The 15089-nt window shown below is 61.0% G+C and carries 14 protein-coding genes; 10 read left to right on the forward strand and 4 right to left on the reverse strand.

Annotated features, from left to right (window positions below; all coding sequences use genetic code 11):
• The first annotated feature begins 35 nt into the window (after positions 1-35).
• The 5 genes from E0D86_RS10970 (at position 36) to E0D86_RS10990 (ending at position 4217) form a co-directional block, all read left to right on the forward strand.
• The gene (locus E0D86_RS10970; RefSeq protein ID WP_131650508.1) at positions 36-869 is read left to right on the forward strand and encodes an ABC transporter substrate-binding protein; all 834 of its coding nucleotides are present in this window, start codon (positions 36-38) and stop codon (positions 867-869) included.
• 49 nt (positions 870-918) lie between these two features.
• Entirely contained in the window at positions 919-1230 is a 312-nt protein-coding gene (locus E0D86_RS10975) for a DUF4398 domain-containing protein (RefSeq protein WP_131650510.1), read from the forward strand.
• A complete protein-coding gene (locus E0D86_RS10980; RefSeq protein ID WP_256681191.1) occupies positions 1227-2033 on the forward strand; it encodes an OmpA family protein in 807 nt (268 codons plus the stop codon). Before E0D86_RS10975 ends, E0D86_RS10980 begins: the two co-directional genes overlap by 4 nt.
• Positions 2034-2145: 112 nt before the next feature.
• Positions 2146-3588, forward strand: coding sequence for a PLP-dependent aminotransferase family protein (locus E0D86_RS10985; RefSeq protein ID WP_131650077.1), 1443 nt, complete (start codon positions 2146-2148; stop codon positions 3586-3588).
• Between the two features lie 116 nt (positions 3589-3704).
• Positions 3705-4217 carry a hypothetical protein gene (locus E0D86_RS10990; protein ID WP_131650078.1) on the forward strand — a complete coding sequence of 171 codons (513 nt, stop codon included), beginning with the start codon at positions 3705-3707 and terminating at the stop codon, positions 4215-4217.
• A 31-nt stretch (positions 4218-4248) separates the two neighbouring features.
• Here E0D86_RS10990 and E0D86_RS10995 read toward each other — a convergent pair whose 3' ends face one another.
• The gene (locus E0D86_RS10995; RefSeq protein WP_131650079.1) at positions 4249-6816 is read right to left on the reverse strand and encodes an EAL domain-containing protein; all 2568 of its coding nucleotides are present in this window, start codon (positions 6814-6816) and stop codon (positions 4249-4251) included.
• Positions 6817-6942: 126 nt separating this feature from the next.
• Positions 6943-7110, reverse strand: a complete 168-nt coding sequence (locus E0D86_RS11000; RefSeq protein ID WP_131650080.1) for a DUF2897 family protein — start codon at positions 7108-7110, stop codon at positions 6943-6945.
• 162 nt (positions 7111-7272) lie between these two features.
• On the opposite strand from E0D86_RS11000, the gene pyrF reads away from it, so the two are divergent.
• Positions 7273-7968 carry an orotidine-5'-phosphate decarboxylase gene (pyrF, locus tag E0D86_RS11005; protein WP_131650081.1) on the forward strand — a complete coding sequence of 232 codons (696 nt, stop codon included), beginning with the start codon at positions 7273-7275 and terminating at the stop codon, positions 7966-7968.
• Between the two features lie 44 nt (positions 7969-8012).
• On the opposite strand, the gene E0D86_RS11010 is transcribed toward pyrF, so the two are convergent.
• Positions 8013-9017 (reverse strand): NADP-dependent oxidoreductase, encoded by a 1005-nt coding sequence (locus E0D86_RS11010; protein WP_131650082.1) that lies wholly within the window; start codon positions 9015-9017, stop codon positions 8013-8015.
• Between the two features lie 215 nt (positions 9018-9232).
• On the opposite strand from E0D86_RS11010, the gene E0D86_RS11015 reads away from it, so the two are divergent.
• The gene (locus E0D86_RS11015) at positions 9233-9994 is read left to right on the forward strand and encodes an SDR family oxidoreductase (RefSeq protein ID WP_131650083.1); all 762 of its coding nucleotides are present in this window, start codon (positions 9233-9235) and stop codon (positions 9992-9994) included.
• A 538-nt stretch (positions 9995-10532) separates the two neighbouring features.
• On the opposite strand, the gene E0D86_RS11025 is transcribed toward E0D86_RS11015, so the two are convergent.
• Positions 10533-11720, reverse strand: a complete 1188-nt coding sequence (locus tag E0D86_RS11025) for a benzoate/H(+) symporter BenE family transporter (RefSeq protein WP_131650085.1) — start codon at positions 11718-11720, stop codon at positions 10533-10535.
• 221 nt (positions 11721-11941) lie between these two features.
• On the opposite strand from E0D86_RS11025, the gene fliE reads away from it, so the two are divergent.
• Genes fliE through fliG form a run of 3 tightly spaced genes read left to right on the forward strand, consistent with a single transcriptional unit; the run spans position 11942 to position 15080 of the window.
• The gene (gene fliE, locus E0D86_RS11030; RefSeq protein ID WP_131650086.1) at positions 11942-12271 is read left to right on the forward strand and encodes a flagellar hook-basal body complex protein FliE; all 330 of its coding nucleotides are present in this window, start codon (positions 11942-11944) and stop codon (positions 12269-12271) included.
• Between the two features lie 15 nt (positions 12272-12286).
• Complete coding sequence (fliF, locus tag E0D86_RS11035) at positions 12287-14071, forward strand: flagellar basal-body MS-ring/collar protein FliF (RefSeq protein WP_131650087.1); 1785 nt, start codon at positions 12287-12289, stop codon at positions 14069-14071.
• Entirely contained in the window at positions 14064-15080 is a 1017-nt protein-coding gene (gene fliG / locus E0D86_RS11040; protein WP_131650088.1) for a flagellar motor switch protein FliG, read from the forward strand. The genes fliF and fliG overlap by 8 nt, the downstream gene beginning before the upstream one ends.
• Positions 15081-15089: the final 9 nt, after the last annotated feature.

Consider the following 15089-nt stretch of genomic DNA (forward strand, 5'->3'; position numbering starts at 1 on the left):
TCTGGCGCCGATGGGTGCCTGTCCGAATTCGAATGATGAGGTTCTCGATGCGCAGTGCCGTTCAGTTCGCTTTGATCGCCTTGCTGCTGGCAACACCCTTTGCAGCGGGCGCGGCGGCTTCGAAGTGCGACCGGCTAATCGCGACCGGTGGCGCGGATAACCCGCCATTCCTGTGGCGCGACCCGCAGAACCCCAAGCGTCTGGTGGGCGCGAACGCCGAGCTGCTGAAGAAGATCACCGACTCGCTCGATCTGAAACTCGAAGTTCTTTACACCGGCGATAGCGGCAAGGCGCTCGAGGAGGTTCGCAGCGGCCGGGTAGACCTGCTGGTCGATGCGCTGCTCAGCCCGAAAGAACTGGCGTACCTAGACTTCATCCATCCTTCCATCACCGTTCTGGAAACGGCCGCTTGGGTACGCAACGAGCCGGGTTTTTTCTATTCCGGTCGAGACGATCTAAAGGACAGGCCTGGCACCTATGTCGCAGCGACGCGTTTCGGTGGTGAGTTAGCGACCTATGCGAAGAACAATCTTCGCTTGAGTTCGGCTCCCTCCCTGGCGGAAGCCGTGAAAAGGCTGATGGCTGGCCAGGCCGATTACATACTGCATGAGCGCTACAGTGCCGTCGCGCAAGCCGGATCGCAGGGGGTGCTGGACGACATGCAGCGGCTTGAGCCATCGGTCGGTAGCCGCGGCATGCATTTCGCTGTGGCACACGATTCGGCCTGCAACAGCCCTTGGCTACGCGGACAGCTCGCAATAAAAATGACAGAATTGCGCGCCGCCGGCGTGCCGCAGCAACTGCTGGTAGAGAATCTCGAGCGGTGGAAACAACGCCAACCGGCACCGTCAGGCGATTCGCAACGCTAGGAATCCAATCTTGATAAGACTTCTTCCATGCATGCTGGTGCTGGCGATGATGGCCGGCTGCGCCAGCGATCCGGCACCCACCGAACAGCTGCGTCTGACCGAGCAGGCGTTGATCCAGGCTCGTTCAGTTGGTGCTTCGCAGGCGACTCCAGAGTTGGTATTGGCCGAACAAGCGTTCGCAGCTGCCGTCGCTGCGATGAAAGACGAAGATTATCGGGAAGCACGCCTGCAAGCCGAGAAAGCTGAACTGGACGCTCGGCTGGCGGAGGCAAAGGTGCTCAACGATAAAAGCCAGCAAGAACTGGCAGAAGTGAACCGCCGCATCGAACGGCTCCGTGAGCAATTGAGGGCCTTGCAGTGAAGCCTATTCTTCTGGCCTCTGTATTGCTGGCGTCACTCGTCGGGCTCCAGGGTTGCGCCACGCACGCATCGCAACAGCAACTGGAACAAGCGGCTGCCGTGTTCCAAAGCGTCAGTGAGGACCAACAGGTGCTTCAAGATGCGCCCAAAGATGTGATGCGCGCGGCCGAATCGCTGGATAGAGCCAAGCGGTTTGCCAGCTATTGGGGCAGCACGGAAGATGTTGGCCATTACGCCTATCTCGGCAAGCGCTACAGCGAGATCGCTCGCCAGCACAGCGAGCAATTGCAGAATCAGCGGCTCGCCACCCAGCAGGCGATGGAATGGGAGCGCCTGCGCCAGGCTCTGCAGGAAGCCAAGCTGCTCGATCTGCAGCAACAGGGCCGTTGGCTCGAAGACCAGATGATTGGCCTGGCGGCAGCCGAAACTGAGCGCGGCTTGGTGATGACTCTGGGCGATGTCTTGTTCAGGGCCAACAGCGCCGAACTGGGATCATCGGCCAATCGCACCTTGCTCAAGGTCGTGCATTTTCTACAACTCAATCCCAAGCGCAAGATCCGCATCGAGGGGTACACCGACAACCGGGGCGGTGCGGCCGAAAATCTCGTCTTGTCTCAGGCACGCGCCCAATCGGTGGGTAATTTTCTGCAGAGCCTGGGGATCGACGCAGCGCGCATGGAAATGGTCGGCTACGGCGAGCAATACCGCGTCGCGGAGAACGCGTCGGCGCGTGGCCGTGCGCAGAACCGGCGGGTCGAGATCTTGTTTTCGAACGAACAAGGGCAGCTGGGCAGCGCTCGTTGATCAATTGGCGGCAAACGTAACTGACTGTGTCGGCGAGTTCGCCGGTAACTGTATTGGTTTCGTATAACGGTGTTGTACTACTGTTATGGTTCAGTTGCCGGAGCCGGACGAAATGACCAATCTGTTGCTTTATCAGCGCATCGCACACCAGCTTGCCGAAGACATTCGCCGCGGCGTCTACCGTCCGGGCGAGCGCGTGCCCTCGGTGCGCAAGATGAGCATGCAGCTGAATGTCAGCCATGCGACGGTCCTGCAGGCCTATGCCAATCTCGAAGATCAGGGAATGATCCGGGCGCGTCCGCAATCAGGCTTCTACGTCCACCACACGCCGGCGCTGACCGCGCCCACACCGGATATTGCGCAGGTCGAGCGGCCAACCCTGGTCACACGCAGCAGCATCATCAATCAGGTTCTCAGCGAATCACGCCGCGACGGGCTCATTCCGCTGGGGGCCGCGGTGCCTCATGTGGACTACTTGCCGGCTCGCGCCCTGCATCAACAGCTCGCCAAGGTCACTCGCTTTCAGAGCCAGCGGGCGTTCAGCTATATGTTCAGCCCCGGTTACGAGCCGTTGCGCCGGCAAGTGGCGATTCGCATGCGCGACGCCGGCGTGGTCGTCGGGCCGGACGAAGTGGTGATCACCCATGGTTGTGTCGACGCGCTGCAGATGTCGTTGCGGGTGCTGACCAAACCGGGCGACCTGATCGCGGCCGAGTCGCCCAGCTACTACGGGTTGCTGCAGTTGGCCGACCTGCTCGGGCTCAAGGTCATCGAAATTCCCTGCGATCCGGATACCGGACTCAGCCTGGAAGCGCTGCAGCTGGCCGCCAGCCAATGGCCAATCAAAGCCTTGGTCTTGACGGCGCGCTTGAGCAATCCGCTGGGAGGCAGCGTACCCGACGCGCGGCAGAAGCAGTTGTTGAAACTGGCGGCGAGTTTCGACATCCAAATCGTTGAGGACGATATCTACGGCGAGCTACTGTTCGATGCGGGATCGATCAAGGCGCTCAAATCCAATGATCGAGAGGGGCGAGTGATCTACTGCTCGAGCTTCTCCAAGACGATCTCGCCAGGTGTGCGCATCGGCTGGATCGTTCCCGGTCGTTATCGAGAAGAAATACAGCGCCTGCAGACGTTCAGTACGCATTCGGCCTGCAGCGTCACACAGATGGCGGTTTCGGCGTATCTGGAAAATGGTGGATACGATCGCCATCTGCGATACATCCGCCATGAGTATCGAAAGAATCTAAGTGCCGTTCAGTTGGCGGTGCAGCGTTACTTTCCAGAGGGCACGCAAATGACGCGGCCAACGGGCGGTTTCATCCTCTGGGTCAGCCTGCCGGCTCGGGTCAATGCCAAGGAATTGCATCAGCAGGCCCTGAAGCGCGGAATCAGCATTGCGCCCGGTCTTATTTTCAGTAACACCGAGCAGTTCAACCACTGTGTGAGGCTCAACTGCGCATTGCCGTTGACGACCGAAGCGGAGCGGGCATTGAAGACCCTTGGCGAGCTGGCAGGGGAGCTATGTCGGCAGGTTAGTGAACCGATCGGGTAGGCGGGAACCTAGAGCAAGGCACGGCAAACAGGCTGTCATGCGTGTGCGTTAACTGCGGGGAAATCGGTTGGTCGAGTGCCGTGGTTTTACATCGTCTGGAAGGAGGGCGTTGGCAGATGAAATGGTCGAGTTTGCTGCTTGCGCTGCTTTTTCTGAGCGCCTGTGATGGAGACGATCTACCGTCCCAGCCTGGTCCACCGGCTGCGCCTGAGGTCCAGCCTTCGGTCGATCGCAACGCCGCAACCGCGCCCGTGCAACGAGAAACTGATATCCCACCTAAAATCGAGATCGAACTCGAGCCTATTACTACCGGCGATCCCGAAGAGCTGCCATCCGAGCGAGTCGTGCCGGCAACCGAATCGAAGGCCGTTTCGGCCGCGCCGAAGAAAAAGGTCGCGGTCGAGCAGGTCAAGTTGCCCGAGCCGGAGCTGGATTTGAGCCTTCCCGAGGATTGGGCCGAGGAGCTCGAACCTGCCCCGGACGCAGCGGCCTTGAAGCTACTGCCGCCGTTGTTCGAATCAGGCGAGGACTCTCGCTCGGTGCAAATGAGCGGCAGTCTGTTGCCGGGGCTGGAACGCGACGACGCGCTGATCGACGGGGCTCAGATCAATTTCGAACTCAAGCGCTGACCGGTCGGGCACCGTTATGCAGGGTTCCGACCTATGGCTCGGTCTCGACGCCGCTCAACAGGGCACGGAAGTCCGTGGTCATGAGCGGATGGCTCATGTAGAAACCCTGCATTTCGCTGCATCCATTGGCGAGAAGTCGTTTCAATTGTTCCGAGGTTTCAACGCCCTCGGCCGTGACGCGCATGCGCAAGCCATGCCCGAGTTCGATCAGCGCCTTGACGATGGAGTGGTCCTCGACGGAGTGCTCCATGCCGGAAACGAAGCTGCCATCGATCTTGATGGTGTCGAACGGGTAGTTGCGCAGGTTGCTGAGCGATGAATAGCCAGTACCGAAGTCATCCATGGCAAGCCTTACGCCAAGTGTTTTTAGCTCGCTGAGCACCGCCAGTGTGCGCTGGCTTTCCTGGAGCAGCGCTGTTTCGGTTACTTCGAGTTCGAGGCGATTGGCCGCAAGCCCGCTCTGTTCCAGCGCCGCTTGAACTACTTCAACCAGCTCATCGTTGCGTAACTGTAAGGGCGAAAGGTTGACTGAAACCATGATGTCGCTTGTCCAGCTTGCCGCCTCGATGCAGGCCTGACGTAGCACCCATTCGCCGAGCGGATCTATCAGCCCGGTTTCTTCTGCCAGCGGAATGAAATGCTCGGGCAGCAGCAGGCCGTGAGCGGGATGTTTCCAGCGCAGCAGGGCCTCTGCGCCGATGATGTGCATGCCGTCGCCGAAATATCGAGGCTGGTAATGAACCTCGAACTGATCCTCGCTGATCGCTTGACGTAGGTCGTCTTCCTGTCGGCGTCGCTCCAGCAGTCGTTTATCCATCTCGCTGCCATAGAACCGCCAGGTCCCTCGACCACCCGCCTTGGCCTGATACAAGGCGATATCCGCACAGCGCAGCAGCTCGTTGGCTTGCGTCGCATCGGTAGGCGCTATCGCGATACCGATGCTGGCACCGATATGAATTTGTGTACGTTCATAGAAAAAGGGTTCGCTGATCGCATCGACGACGCGCGCGCAAAGCTGCTCGATGTCTTCGTTGTGCTGCAGGCGACTCATCACCATGACGAACTCGTCGCCGCCTAGGCGCGCGACCAGGTCGTCTGCTCTGATGCACTGCGTCAGGCGGCTGGATACGCCGGTCAGTACCTCGTCGCCAGCACTGTGGCCCAGTGTGTCGTTCACCGGCTTGAAACGGTCCAGATCGATATACAGGACGGTCAGTCGGGATGCGCTGGTGAGCGAGGCGAGCTTGGTGTCCAGATAGTCGCGCAAGTGGTTTCGATTGGGCAGGCCGGTCAGGGCGTCGTGCTGCGAAAGGTACTGAACGCGTGCCTGGGCTCGGGTTTCCTCGGTGACATCACTGGCAGTGCCTCGGTAGCCCAATAGCTGGTCGCTTCGGTAGATCCCACGGGCGGAAAGCCGGCAGTGGCGCTCGCAGGCGTTCGCCGCGTGGTAACTGCAGCGCAATGGTGTCTTGTGCGGAGCGGCCAGCCAGTCCTGCAGCGCCGCGTGATCAGTGATCAGAAGGTCGATCAACGGTCGGCCAATCCAGGCGGCTGGATCGTGGCCGGTAATCTCCTCGAAACGCCGGGAGAGGTACGTCAGGCGGGCATTCTGGTCGGTTTCCCAGATCCAGTCCGATGCAGCTTCCGCTACGTCGCGGAAGCGCTCTTCGCTGGCGGCCAGTGCGCTACGGCTTCTTGCCAGGCGCTCGTAGTTGACGTCCATGATTCTTACGGTCTTCATCGCCTGGCGCAGCAGCAACCAGGCAAGCAGACCAAGGCCAAGGGTGACCGTCGCGAGCACCGGCAAGGTCATCCACAGCAGGTACCGGCCAGGCCGGGATAGCGTCCAGGTAAATGATAGGGGCGATCCATCAAGCGTCCGCAGGGCAAGCACTTCATCCTTGCTCCGGGCGGCTTCGCCGTTCAGGCGCAGGCCGTTGATCGCATAAGCCTGACCCAAGTCGAGCAATCTGTTTGGCTCCAACACATCGGCGAAAACCAGGATCGAGGCGGGATCGTCCATTTCCTCGACGTCGCTGTCGCCGGATGTCATAACGGCAGCAGCCACCATGGCCGGGTGACCTTCGGCCGAAAGCATGCCGACGGAAGTCTCTTCTTGTTCCAGCGCTTCGCGGGCCTGGGCGAGCAATGCGTCGAGTCCGTTGCCAAGCCAGGCGCGCGCATCGATCCGCACCAGCTCTCCACGAATGACCGAGTAGGTCGTTTCACCGCTGGCGTCGATCACCAACACCGCCTCATAGCCGAAATCGTCATACAGCGAAGGGCCGAGGTTCGCCTGCTCGTAGGCCCAGTTCAGATTGACCTCTTTGCTCAGGTTGGCGTAGGCGTCGCCCCAGAATCCATTGTCGGCGACATGGCGGGACATGCCATTCATCTGCGCCTCGAATGCTTTGCCAGCGAGAAAATGTTCCAGAGCCAGGGCGTCGTGATCGATGGTGCGGGCGATGTGTATCACCGCGATCGCCGCGGCGAGCAGGGCTGCGGCCAGTAGGCAGGCGATGCCGGGCAGAATCCGTCGGGAGAAAGCGACCTGCGCCTTCGGGCTGCCGGCTCCGAACGAAGAGAAAACTGATGACATTGATGCTTCCTTCAAAGGAGGCAGACGGATTACTTGGATGAAGGCCCAAAAGCCCCCTTTTAACTGTCGGGCCAGTCGGCGTGATGGGTCGGGTGGACATGACCGACGGTTGGCTGCCAGCAGGCGCTACCTGTTCCGCGCGTCTTCGGCATCCGCTTCGGCGTTGCGTTGGGCAATTCGTTGTTTCTGCTCTTCGGTGAGCGGGATCTTGCGGGCGCCGGCGCGCAGCATCAAAAGCCCGCCAACGATCGTACCGAGCACCAGGGCCAGCAATAACCAGATATACCAAGGCATGTTCTTTACTCCTGATGACGACGCGGTTCATTTCACCTTACGTCACGAACCGTAGCGGCGCCATTATGTGATTGGACTGCCTGGCGGGCGACGCCCTCGCGTGCCGCCTGGACGATGTTTTTTCTGCGACAATGCGCGCCGAAAATTTGCCGAGGAATCGCTATGACTTGCCAGACTCCCATCATCGTTGCGCTCGATTTTCCGTCCCGTGATGCTGCGTTGGCGCTGGCCGGCCAACTCGATCCGGCGCTTTGTCGCGTCAAGGTCGGCAAGGAGCTGTTCACCCGTTGTGGTCCGCAAATAGTCGAAGCGCTACAGGCACAAGGATTCGAGGTGTTTCTCGATCTGAAATTCCATGACATCCCCAACACCACGGCGATGGCGGTCAAGGCGGCGGCGGAGCTGGGCGTGTGGATGGTCAACGTGCACTGTTCGGGTGGCCTGCGGATGATGGCGGCGTGTCGCGAAACGCTGGACAAGGCGAGCGGGGCGAAGCCGCTGCTGATCGGCGTCACGGTGCTGACTAGCATGGAGCAGGCCGACCTTGCCGATATCGGCCTCGACCTAGCACCGCAGCAGCAGGTGTTGCGTCTGGCAGGCCTGGCGGAGGAGGCCGGGTTGGACGGCCTGGTCTGTTCGGCGCAGGAGGCCCAAACATTGAAGGCGCAATTCGCCCGGCTGCAGTTGGTGACGCCGGGCATTCGTCCGGCTGGCAGCAAGGCGGATGATCAGCGGCGGATTCTCACGCCAGCCGAGGCCATGGCGGCGGGTTCGGATTATCTGGTAATCGGTCGCCCTATTGCGCAGGCGGCCGATCCGGCCCAGGCGCTGGCCGCAGTAGTCGCCGAGCTGGCGTGAATGATGAGCCGGTCGCCTGATGCGGCCGGCTCGGTCCATACGGCTTAGCTGACCTTCAATACCAGCTTGCCAAAGTTGCCGCCGGTGAAGAGTTTCATCAGCGTGTCGGGGAAGGTTTCCAGCCCCTCGACGATGTCTTCCTTGCTCTTCAGCTCGCCGCTCTGCATCCAGCCTGCCATGTCTGTCATGGCCTCGGGGTAACGCGGCACGTAATCCATCACCACCATGCCCTGCATGCGCGCGCGGTTGACCAACAGGGACAGGTAATTCGCCGGCCCCTTGACCGCCTCCTTGTTGTTGTACTGACTGATGGCGCCGCAGATGACGATGCGGGCTCCGACGGTAATGCGCGTCAGCACTGCGTCGAGAATATCGCCGCCGACATTATCGAAAAATACGTCGACGCCCTTCGGGCAGGTGCGTTTCAGGCCGGCGGCGACGTCTTCACTCTTGTAGTCGATGGCCGCATCGAAACCGAGCTCCTCGGTAAGGAAGCGGCACTTGTCGGCGCCGCCTGCGATGCCGACCACGCGACACCCTTTTATCTTCGCGATCTGCCCGGCCACGCTGCCCACCGCACCGGCAGCGCCGGACAGCACCACGGTTTCGCCGGCCTTCGGCTCGCCCACCGCCAGCAGGCCAAAGTAAGCGGTCATGCCGGTCATGCCTAGCGCCGACAGGTAGCGCGGCAGCGGTGCCTGGTTCGGATCGACCTTGTAAAAGCCTTTCGGCTCGCCGAGGAAATAGTCCTGCACACCCAGCGCGCCGTTGACGTAATCGCCTTCAGCGAAATTGGGATGCTGCGAGGCGATTACCTTGCCCACACCCAGCGCGCGCATCACTTCGCCAATGCCGACCGGCGGGATATAGGATTTGGCATCGTTCATCCAGCCGCGCATGGCCGGGTCCAGCGACAGGTATTCCACCTTGACCAGAATCTGGTTCGCGCCGGGCTCGCTCACGGGTTTTTCGACGAATTCAAAGGTGTCGCGGGTTGGCGCGCCGATCGGGCGCTTGGCCAAGAGGAACTGGCGATTGGTCGTGTCCATGTAAACCTCGGTCTATGTAAGAACCTTGGTTTAGCCCGCCGAAGCCGGCCGCGCAAGCAAGGCGAGAATCTTGGAATGCAGTGGCATCCGCCTGAGTGATATCGCCCTTGAACCCTTAATCCGCGCCTGGGATGGCGGTATAACCATGACCCGCGTTTGGCTTGCAGTCATTTTTCGGACTCGGCGCCTTCATTCAATCGATCAGGGTATCTAGCATGAGCATGTCTTTTTCCGGTCAGGTCGCGTTGGTAACGGGAGCTGCGGCGGGCATCGGCCGCGCGACGGCGCTAGCGTTCGCCGAGCAGGGGCTGAAGGTGGTGGTGGCGGATCTGGATGAGATGGGCGGTGCGGCATGCGCCGAAGCCATTCGCGAAGCCGGCGGCGAGGCGATATTCGTGCAGTGCGATGTCACTCGCGACGAGCAGGTCAAGGCGATGGTCGAGCAGGCGGTCACGACCTTCGGTCGCATCGACTACGCGTTCAACAACGCCGGCATCGAGATCGAGAAGGGCCGTCTGGCTGAAGGCAGCGAGGCGGAGTTCGACGCCATCATGGGCGTCAACGTCAAGGGTGTCTGGTTGTGCATGAAGCACCAGCTGCCGGTGATGTTGGCGCAGGGCGGAGGTGCCATCGTCAACACCGCATCGGTAGCCGGACTGGGTGCGGCGCCGAAGATGAGCATCTACGCGGCGTCCAAGCATGCGGTCATCGGACTGACGAAATCGGCGGCGATCGAGTATGCGAAGAAGCAGATCAGGGTCAACGCGGTGTGCCCGGCGGTGATCGACACCGATATGTTCCGCCGTGCCTATGAGGCGGACCCGCGCAAGGCGGAGTTCGCGGCGGCCATGCATCCGGTTGGGCGGGTCGGCAAGGTTGAGGAAATCGCTGCTGCGGTGCTTTATCTCTGCAGCGATGGTGCGGCTTTCACTACCGGCCATGCGTTGGCGGTGGATGGTGGGGCGACGGCTATTTAGGGTTTTGGTTCGGGCAATCCCTGTGTTTGGAAGGTTTGGGTTTATAAGTGTTTATTGAGTTGTTTGATGGCTTGGTTTCGCCCTGCTGGGCGAGTTTCTTTTGGCAGTCGCCCCAAAGAAACCAAAAGGTCTTGCCCCTGCATCCGGCCCCGGCTGCGCCGGGGTTCGTTCGCTCCATCGTCGCTCCAGGGGCCGGCTTACAAGGGCCATCCATGGCCCTTTAAGCCTCTCGCCGCATCCATGCGGCTCGCTCCCTTCCGCAACGATTGCGCTCACCCTCCTGAAAGGGGCGATTGATGTCGCCTGACGGTTCGTGCAAAAGAAGCTAAGCAAAGCATCAACGATCTTTCAGGCAACTCGGACCCTGTTCCCCTTCAGGAGGCCGGATGTTGGGGTGGCCTTCTTTTTGGTTCCTTTTTCTTGGCCAAACAAGAAAAAGGGACTCGCCCAGCAGGGCGAAACCTGAACTGTCAGCACACTCAGCAATCATCCCGGCAAAGCGATTCATGCCATCTGTTTCTGAAAACAGCACGCGTTTTCAAACCCGCCTCCCCAAGATCACCAACGTCACCACCCCAGCAATCAACCCCCACAGCGCCGCGCCAATACCGAACAGCGTCAGTCCGGAAGCGGTGACCATAAAGGTAATCAGCGCCGCTTCGCGCTCGTGCGGCGTCTGCATGGCCTGGGTCAGGCCGCTGCCGATCGAACCGAGCAACGCCAACGCCGCGATGGACAGCACCAGGGCTGCCGGAAAGGCCGCGAACAGCGCCGCCAGCGTCGCCCCGAAAATGCCGGCGATGCCGTAGAACATCCCGCACCACACCGCGGCCGTATAGCGCCGGGCGGGATCGGGATGCGCTTCGGGACCCGCGCAGATCGCCATGGTGATCGCAGCCAGGTGGACACCATGCGAGCCGAACGGGGCGAGCAGAACCGACGCGATACCGGTGACCGAAATCAGCGGCGAGGCCGGCACCTGATAACCCTCGGCGCGCAGCACGGCCAGCCCCGGCATGTTCTGCGACGCCATGGCGATCACGAACAGCGGTATGCCGATGCTGAAAATGGCCGCGAAAGACAGGCTCGGCGTGGTCCACACCGGTACCGCGATTTTCAGGCTCAGTTCGCTGAAGTCCAGCAGCCCCAGCACGCCGGCGAGCACACAGCCGACGATCAGCGCCGAGAGCACGGCGTAGCGCGGCACCAGACGCTTGGCCAGCAGGTAACTGAAGAACATGCTCAGCACCAGCACAGGCTGAACGTCCACGGCACGGAAGATCTCGCTGCCGATGTTGAACAGCACGCCGGCCAGCAGCGCCGCCGCCAGCGAGGCGGGTACCTTGCGCATCAGGCGTTCGAAGCTGCCGGTAAGTCCACATACCGCAATCAGCACCGACGCGAAGATGAAGGCACCAATCGCCTCGCCATAAGGGACGCCGGGCAAGCTACTGATCAGCAGCGCCGCGCCGGGAGTCGACCAGGCGACCACCACTGGCGTGCGATAGCGCAGTGACAGGCCGATGCTGCACACCGCCATGCCGATCGACAGCGCCCAGATCCACGAGGAAATCTCCGCCCCGCTGAGCCCTGCTGCCTGTCCGGCCTGGAACATCAGGACCAGCGAACTGGTATAGCCGGTAAGCATGGCAATGAAACCCGCCACGACGGTCGAAGCCGAACTGTCGGCGAAGGAGCGGGATAGCGAGTGGGCGGCGTCCGGCATGGTTGTCTCTGTTGGGTTTTTTCGGCCTAGCCTAGGGGCACCGGCCGCATGCGTCACCATACAGTCGATGGGACGATCTACGTTACAGAATCGATAAGCGCTGGAAGCTGGACTACCGAGCAGTCGCAAGCGGCTAGCCACGAACTTATCTGGCACCGATGTTGCAATTACCCCTGTGCTTGCTGCGAAGCGTCAAAAAATCCGCGGCTGTTGGAGGAATGATGAGCCAGGGTATCGAATTCAATCGCTTGATGCTGGAAATGCGGGCCATGCAGACCGATGCGATGGCGCGCGCCAAGCCCGTGACCGCTACCCCCGAGGTTGGCGCTCCGAGCTTTTCCGACATGCTCGGCCAGGCCGTCAACAAGGTGAGCGAAACCCAGCAAGCCTCCAGTCAGCTGGCCACTGCTTTCGAGATGGGGCAGGGCGGGATCGACCTGACTGAAGTCATGATCGCGTCGCAGAAAGCCAGTGTTTCCTTTCAGGCCATGACCCAGGTGCGTAACAAGCTGGTCCAGGCGTATCAAGACATCATGCAGATGCCCGTTTAAGGCAGGGTTTGAATAATGGCTGAAGCGCTTAGCAAAGTTCCTGTAACGGTCGATTCGGACGCTCCGAAGAAGCCGCTGTTTGGCCTGTCGTTCCTGGAAAACCTTTCCGAAATGACGATGTTGCGGCAGGTCGGCCTGTTGGTCGGGCTGGCTGCGAGCGTCGCCATCGGCTTTGCCGTGGTGCTCTGGTCGCAACAGCCGGACTACCGTCCGCTGCTCGGCAGCCTCGCCGGGATGGACGCCAACCAGGTGATGGAAACCCTCGCTGCTGCCGACATCGCCTACACCGTCGAGCCCAATTCCGGCGCCTTGCTGGTCAAGGCCGATGATCTCGCCCGTGCGCGGCTGAAACTCGCCAGCGCTGGCGTTGCACCGACTGACAGCAACATCGGCTTCGAGATTCTCGACAAGGAGCAGGGCCTCGGTACCAGCCAGTTCATGGAAGCCACCCGCTACCGTCGCGGTCTGGAAGGCGAGCTGGCTCGTACCGTCTCCAGCCTGAACAACGTCAAAGCGGCGCGCGTGCATCTGGCGATTCCGAAGAGTTCTGTATTCGTGCGCGACGAGCGCAAGCCGAGCGCTTCCGTGCTGGTCGAGCTCTATCCAGGCCGCAACCTCGAGCCGAGTCAGGTGATGGCGATCATCAACCTCGTCGCTACCAGCGTGCCGGAGCTGACCAAGTCGCAAATCACCGTGGTGGATCAGAAGGGCAACCTGCTGTCCGACCAGCAGGGGCTGACCGAGCTGAGCATGGCCGGCAAGCAGTTCGACTACAGCCGTCGGATGGAAAGCCTCTACACCCAGCGCGTGCACAACATCCTGCAACCGGTGCTGGGCAGCGGTCGCTACAAGGCCGAAGTCTCCGCCGATGTGGATTTCAGCGCCGTCGAATCGACGTCCGAAACCTTCAACCCGGATCAGCCGGCGCTGCGCAGCGAGCAGAGCGTCAGCGAACAGCGCCAGAGCAGCGTCGGCCCGCAAGGCGTTCCGGGTGCGCTGAGCAATCAGCCTCCAGGCCCTGCCACCGCGCCGGAAAATGCGCTGGCTGGACAAGCCGCCGCGGGTGCGGTCGCACCGGGGCAACCTTTGCTGGACGCCAATGGTCAGCAGATCATGGACCCGGCGACCGGCCAGCCGATGTTGGCGCCGTATCCGGCAGACAAGCGTGAGCAAGCGACCCGTAATTACGAGCTGGACCGTTCCATCAGTTACACCAAACAGCAACAAGGTCGCCTGCGCCGCTTGTCGGTTGCGGTGGTACTCGACGACCAGGTGACGGTCTCTGCTGATGGGCAGACCACTCGTGTGCCGCGCACCGCCGAAGAATTGGCGCGCTTCACTCGCCTGGTGCAGGACGCTGTTGGTTTCGATGCCAGCCGTGGCGACAGCGTAAGTGTGATCAACGCACCCTTCGCCGCCGACTCGCTAGAAGAGACGTTCATCGACGTTCCGTTCTACTCGCAGCCGTGGTTCTGGGACATCGTCAAGCAAGTGCTTGGAGTACTGTTCATCCTGGTGCTGGTGTTCGGTGTGCTGCGGCCCGTACTGAACAACCTGACCAATGCTGGAAAGGGCAAGGAGCTTCAGCCTGTCGGTAGTGACGGCGAACTGGCTGACATGGACGGTTTGGATGGTGCGCTGAGCAATGATCGGGTCAGCCTGAGCGGGCCGCAGAGCATCATGCTGCCGAGCCCGACCGAGGGGTACGATGCGCAACTGAATGCCATCAAGAATCTGGTAGCAGAGGATCCGGGCCGGGTGGCTCAGGTCGTCAAAGAGTGGATCAACGAAGATGAGTGATGCACGAGTTCCAGCCAAGCTGAACAAGGTCGACAAAGCCGCGATTCTGCTGCTCTCGCTGGGTGAAGCCGATGCTGCGCAGGTTCTGCGCCATCTCGGTCCAAAAGAGGTACAGAAGGTCGGCACCGCCATGGCGCAATTGCGCAACGTCCAGAAAAACCAGATAGAACAGGTGATGGGAGAGTTCGTCGAGATCGTTGGCGACCAGACCAGCCTCGGGGTCGGCTCCGACGGTTATATCCGCAAGATGCTCACCCAGGCGCTGGGCGAGGACAAGGCGGGCGGCCTGATCGATCGCATTCTGCTGGGCGGCAACACCAGTGGCCTGGACAGCCTCAAGTGGATGGAGCCGCGCGCGGTCGCCGACGTGATTCGCTACGAGCACCCGCAGATCCAGGCGATCGTGGTGGCTTATCTAGACCCCGACCAGGCGGGCGAGGTGCTGTCGCATTTCGATCACAAGGTGCGGCTCGACATCGTGCTGCGCGTGTCCTCGCTCAACACCGTCCAGCCGGCGGCGTTGAAGGAGCTTAATCTGATCCTGGAGAAGCAGTTCTCTGGCAACTCCAATACCACCCGCGCGACGCTGGGTGGCGTCAAGCGCGCGGCGGACATCATGAACTACCTCGACAGCTCGGTCGAAGGCCAGCTAATGGACGCCATCCGCGATGTCGACGAAGATCTGTCGTCGCAGATCGAAGACCTGATGTTCGTCTTCGACAACCTGGCGGATGTCGATGACCGGGGCATCCAGGCGCTCATGCGTGAAGTATCCTCCGATGTGCTGGTCATGGCGCTCAAGGGCGCGGACGAAGCGATCAAGGAGAAGATCTTCAAGAACATGTCCAAGCGCGCCGGAGAACTGCTGCGCGACGACCTGGAAGCCAAGGGGCCGGTGCGCATCAGCGAAGTCGAGGGCGCCCAAAAGGAAATTCTCACCATTGCCCGCCGCATGGCCGAAGCCGGGGAAATCGTTCTCGGCGGCAAAGGCGGCGAAGAAATGATCTAGGTCTAAGCG

This window comes from Pseudomonas sp. IC_126 (assembly GCF_004331835.1).
In the GTDB taxonomy this organism is placed as follows: domain Bacteria; phylum Pseudomonadota; class Gammaproteobacteria; order Pseudomonadales; family Pseudomonadaceae; genus Stutzerimonas.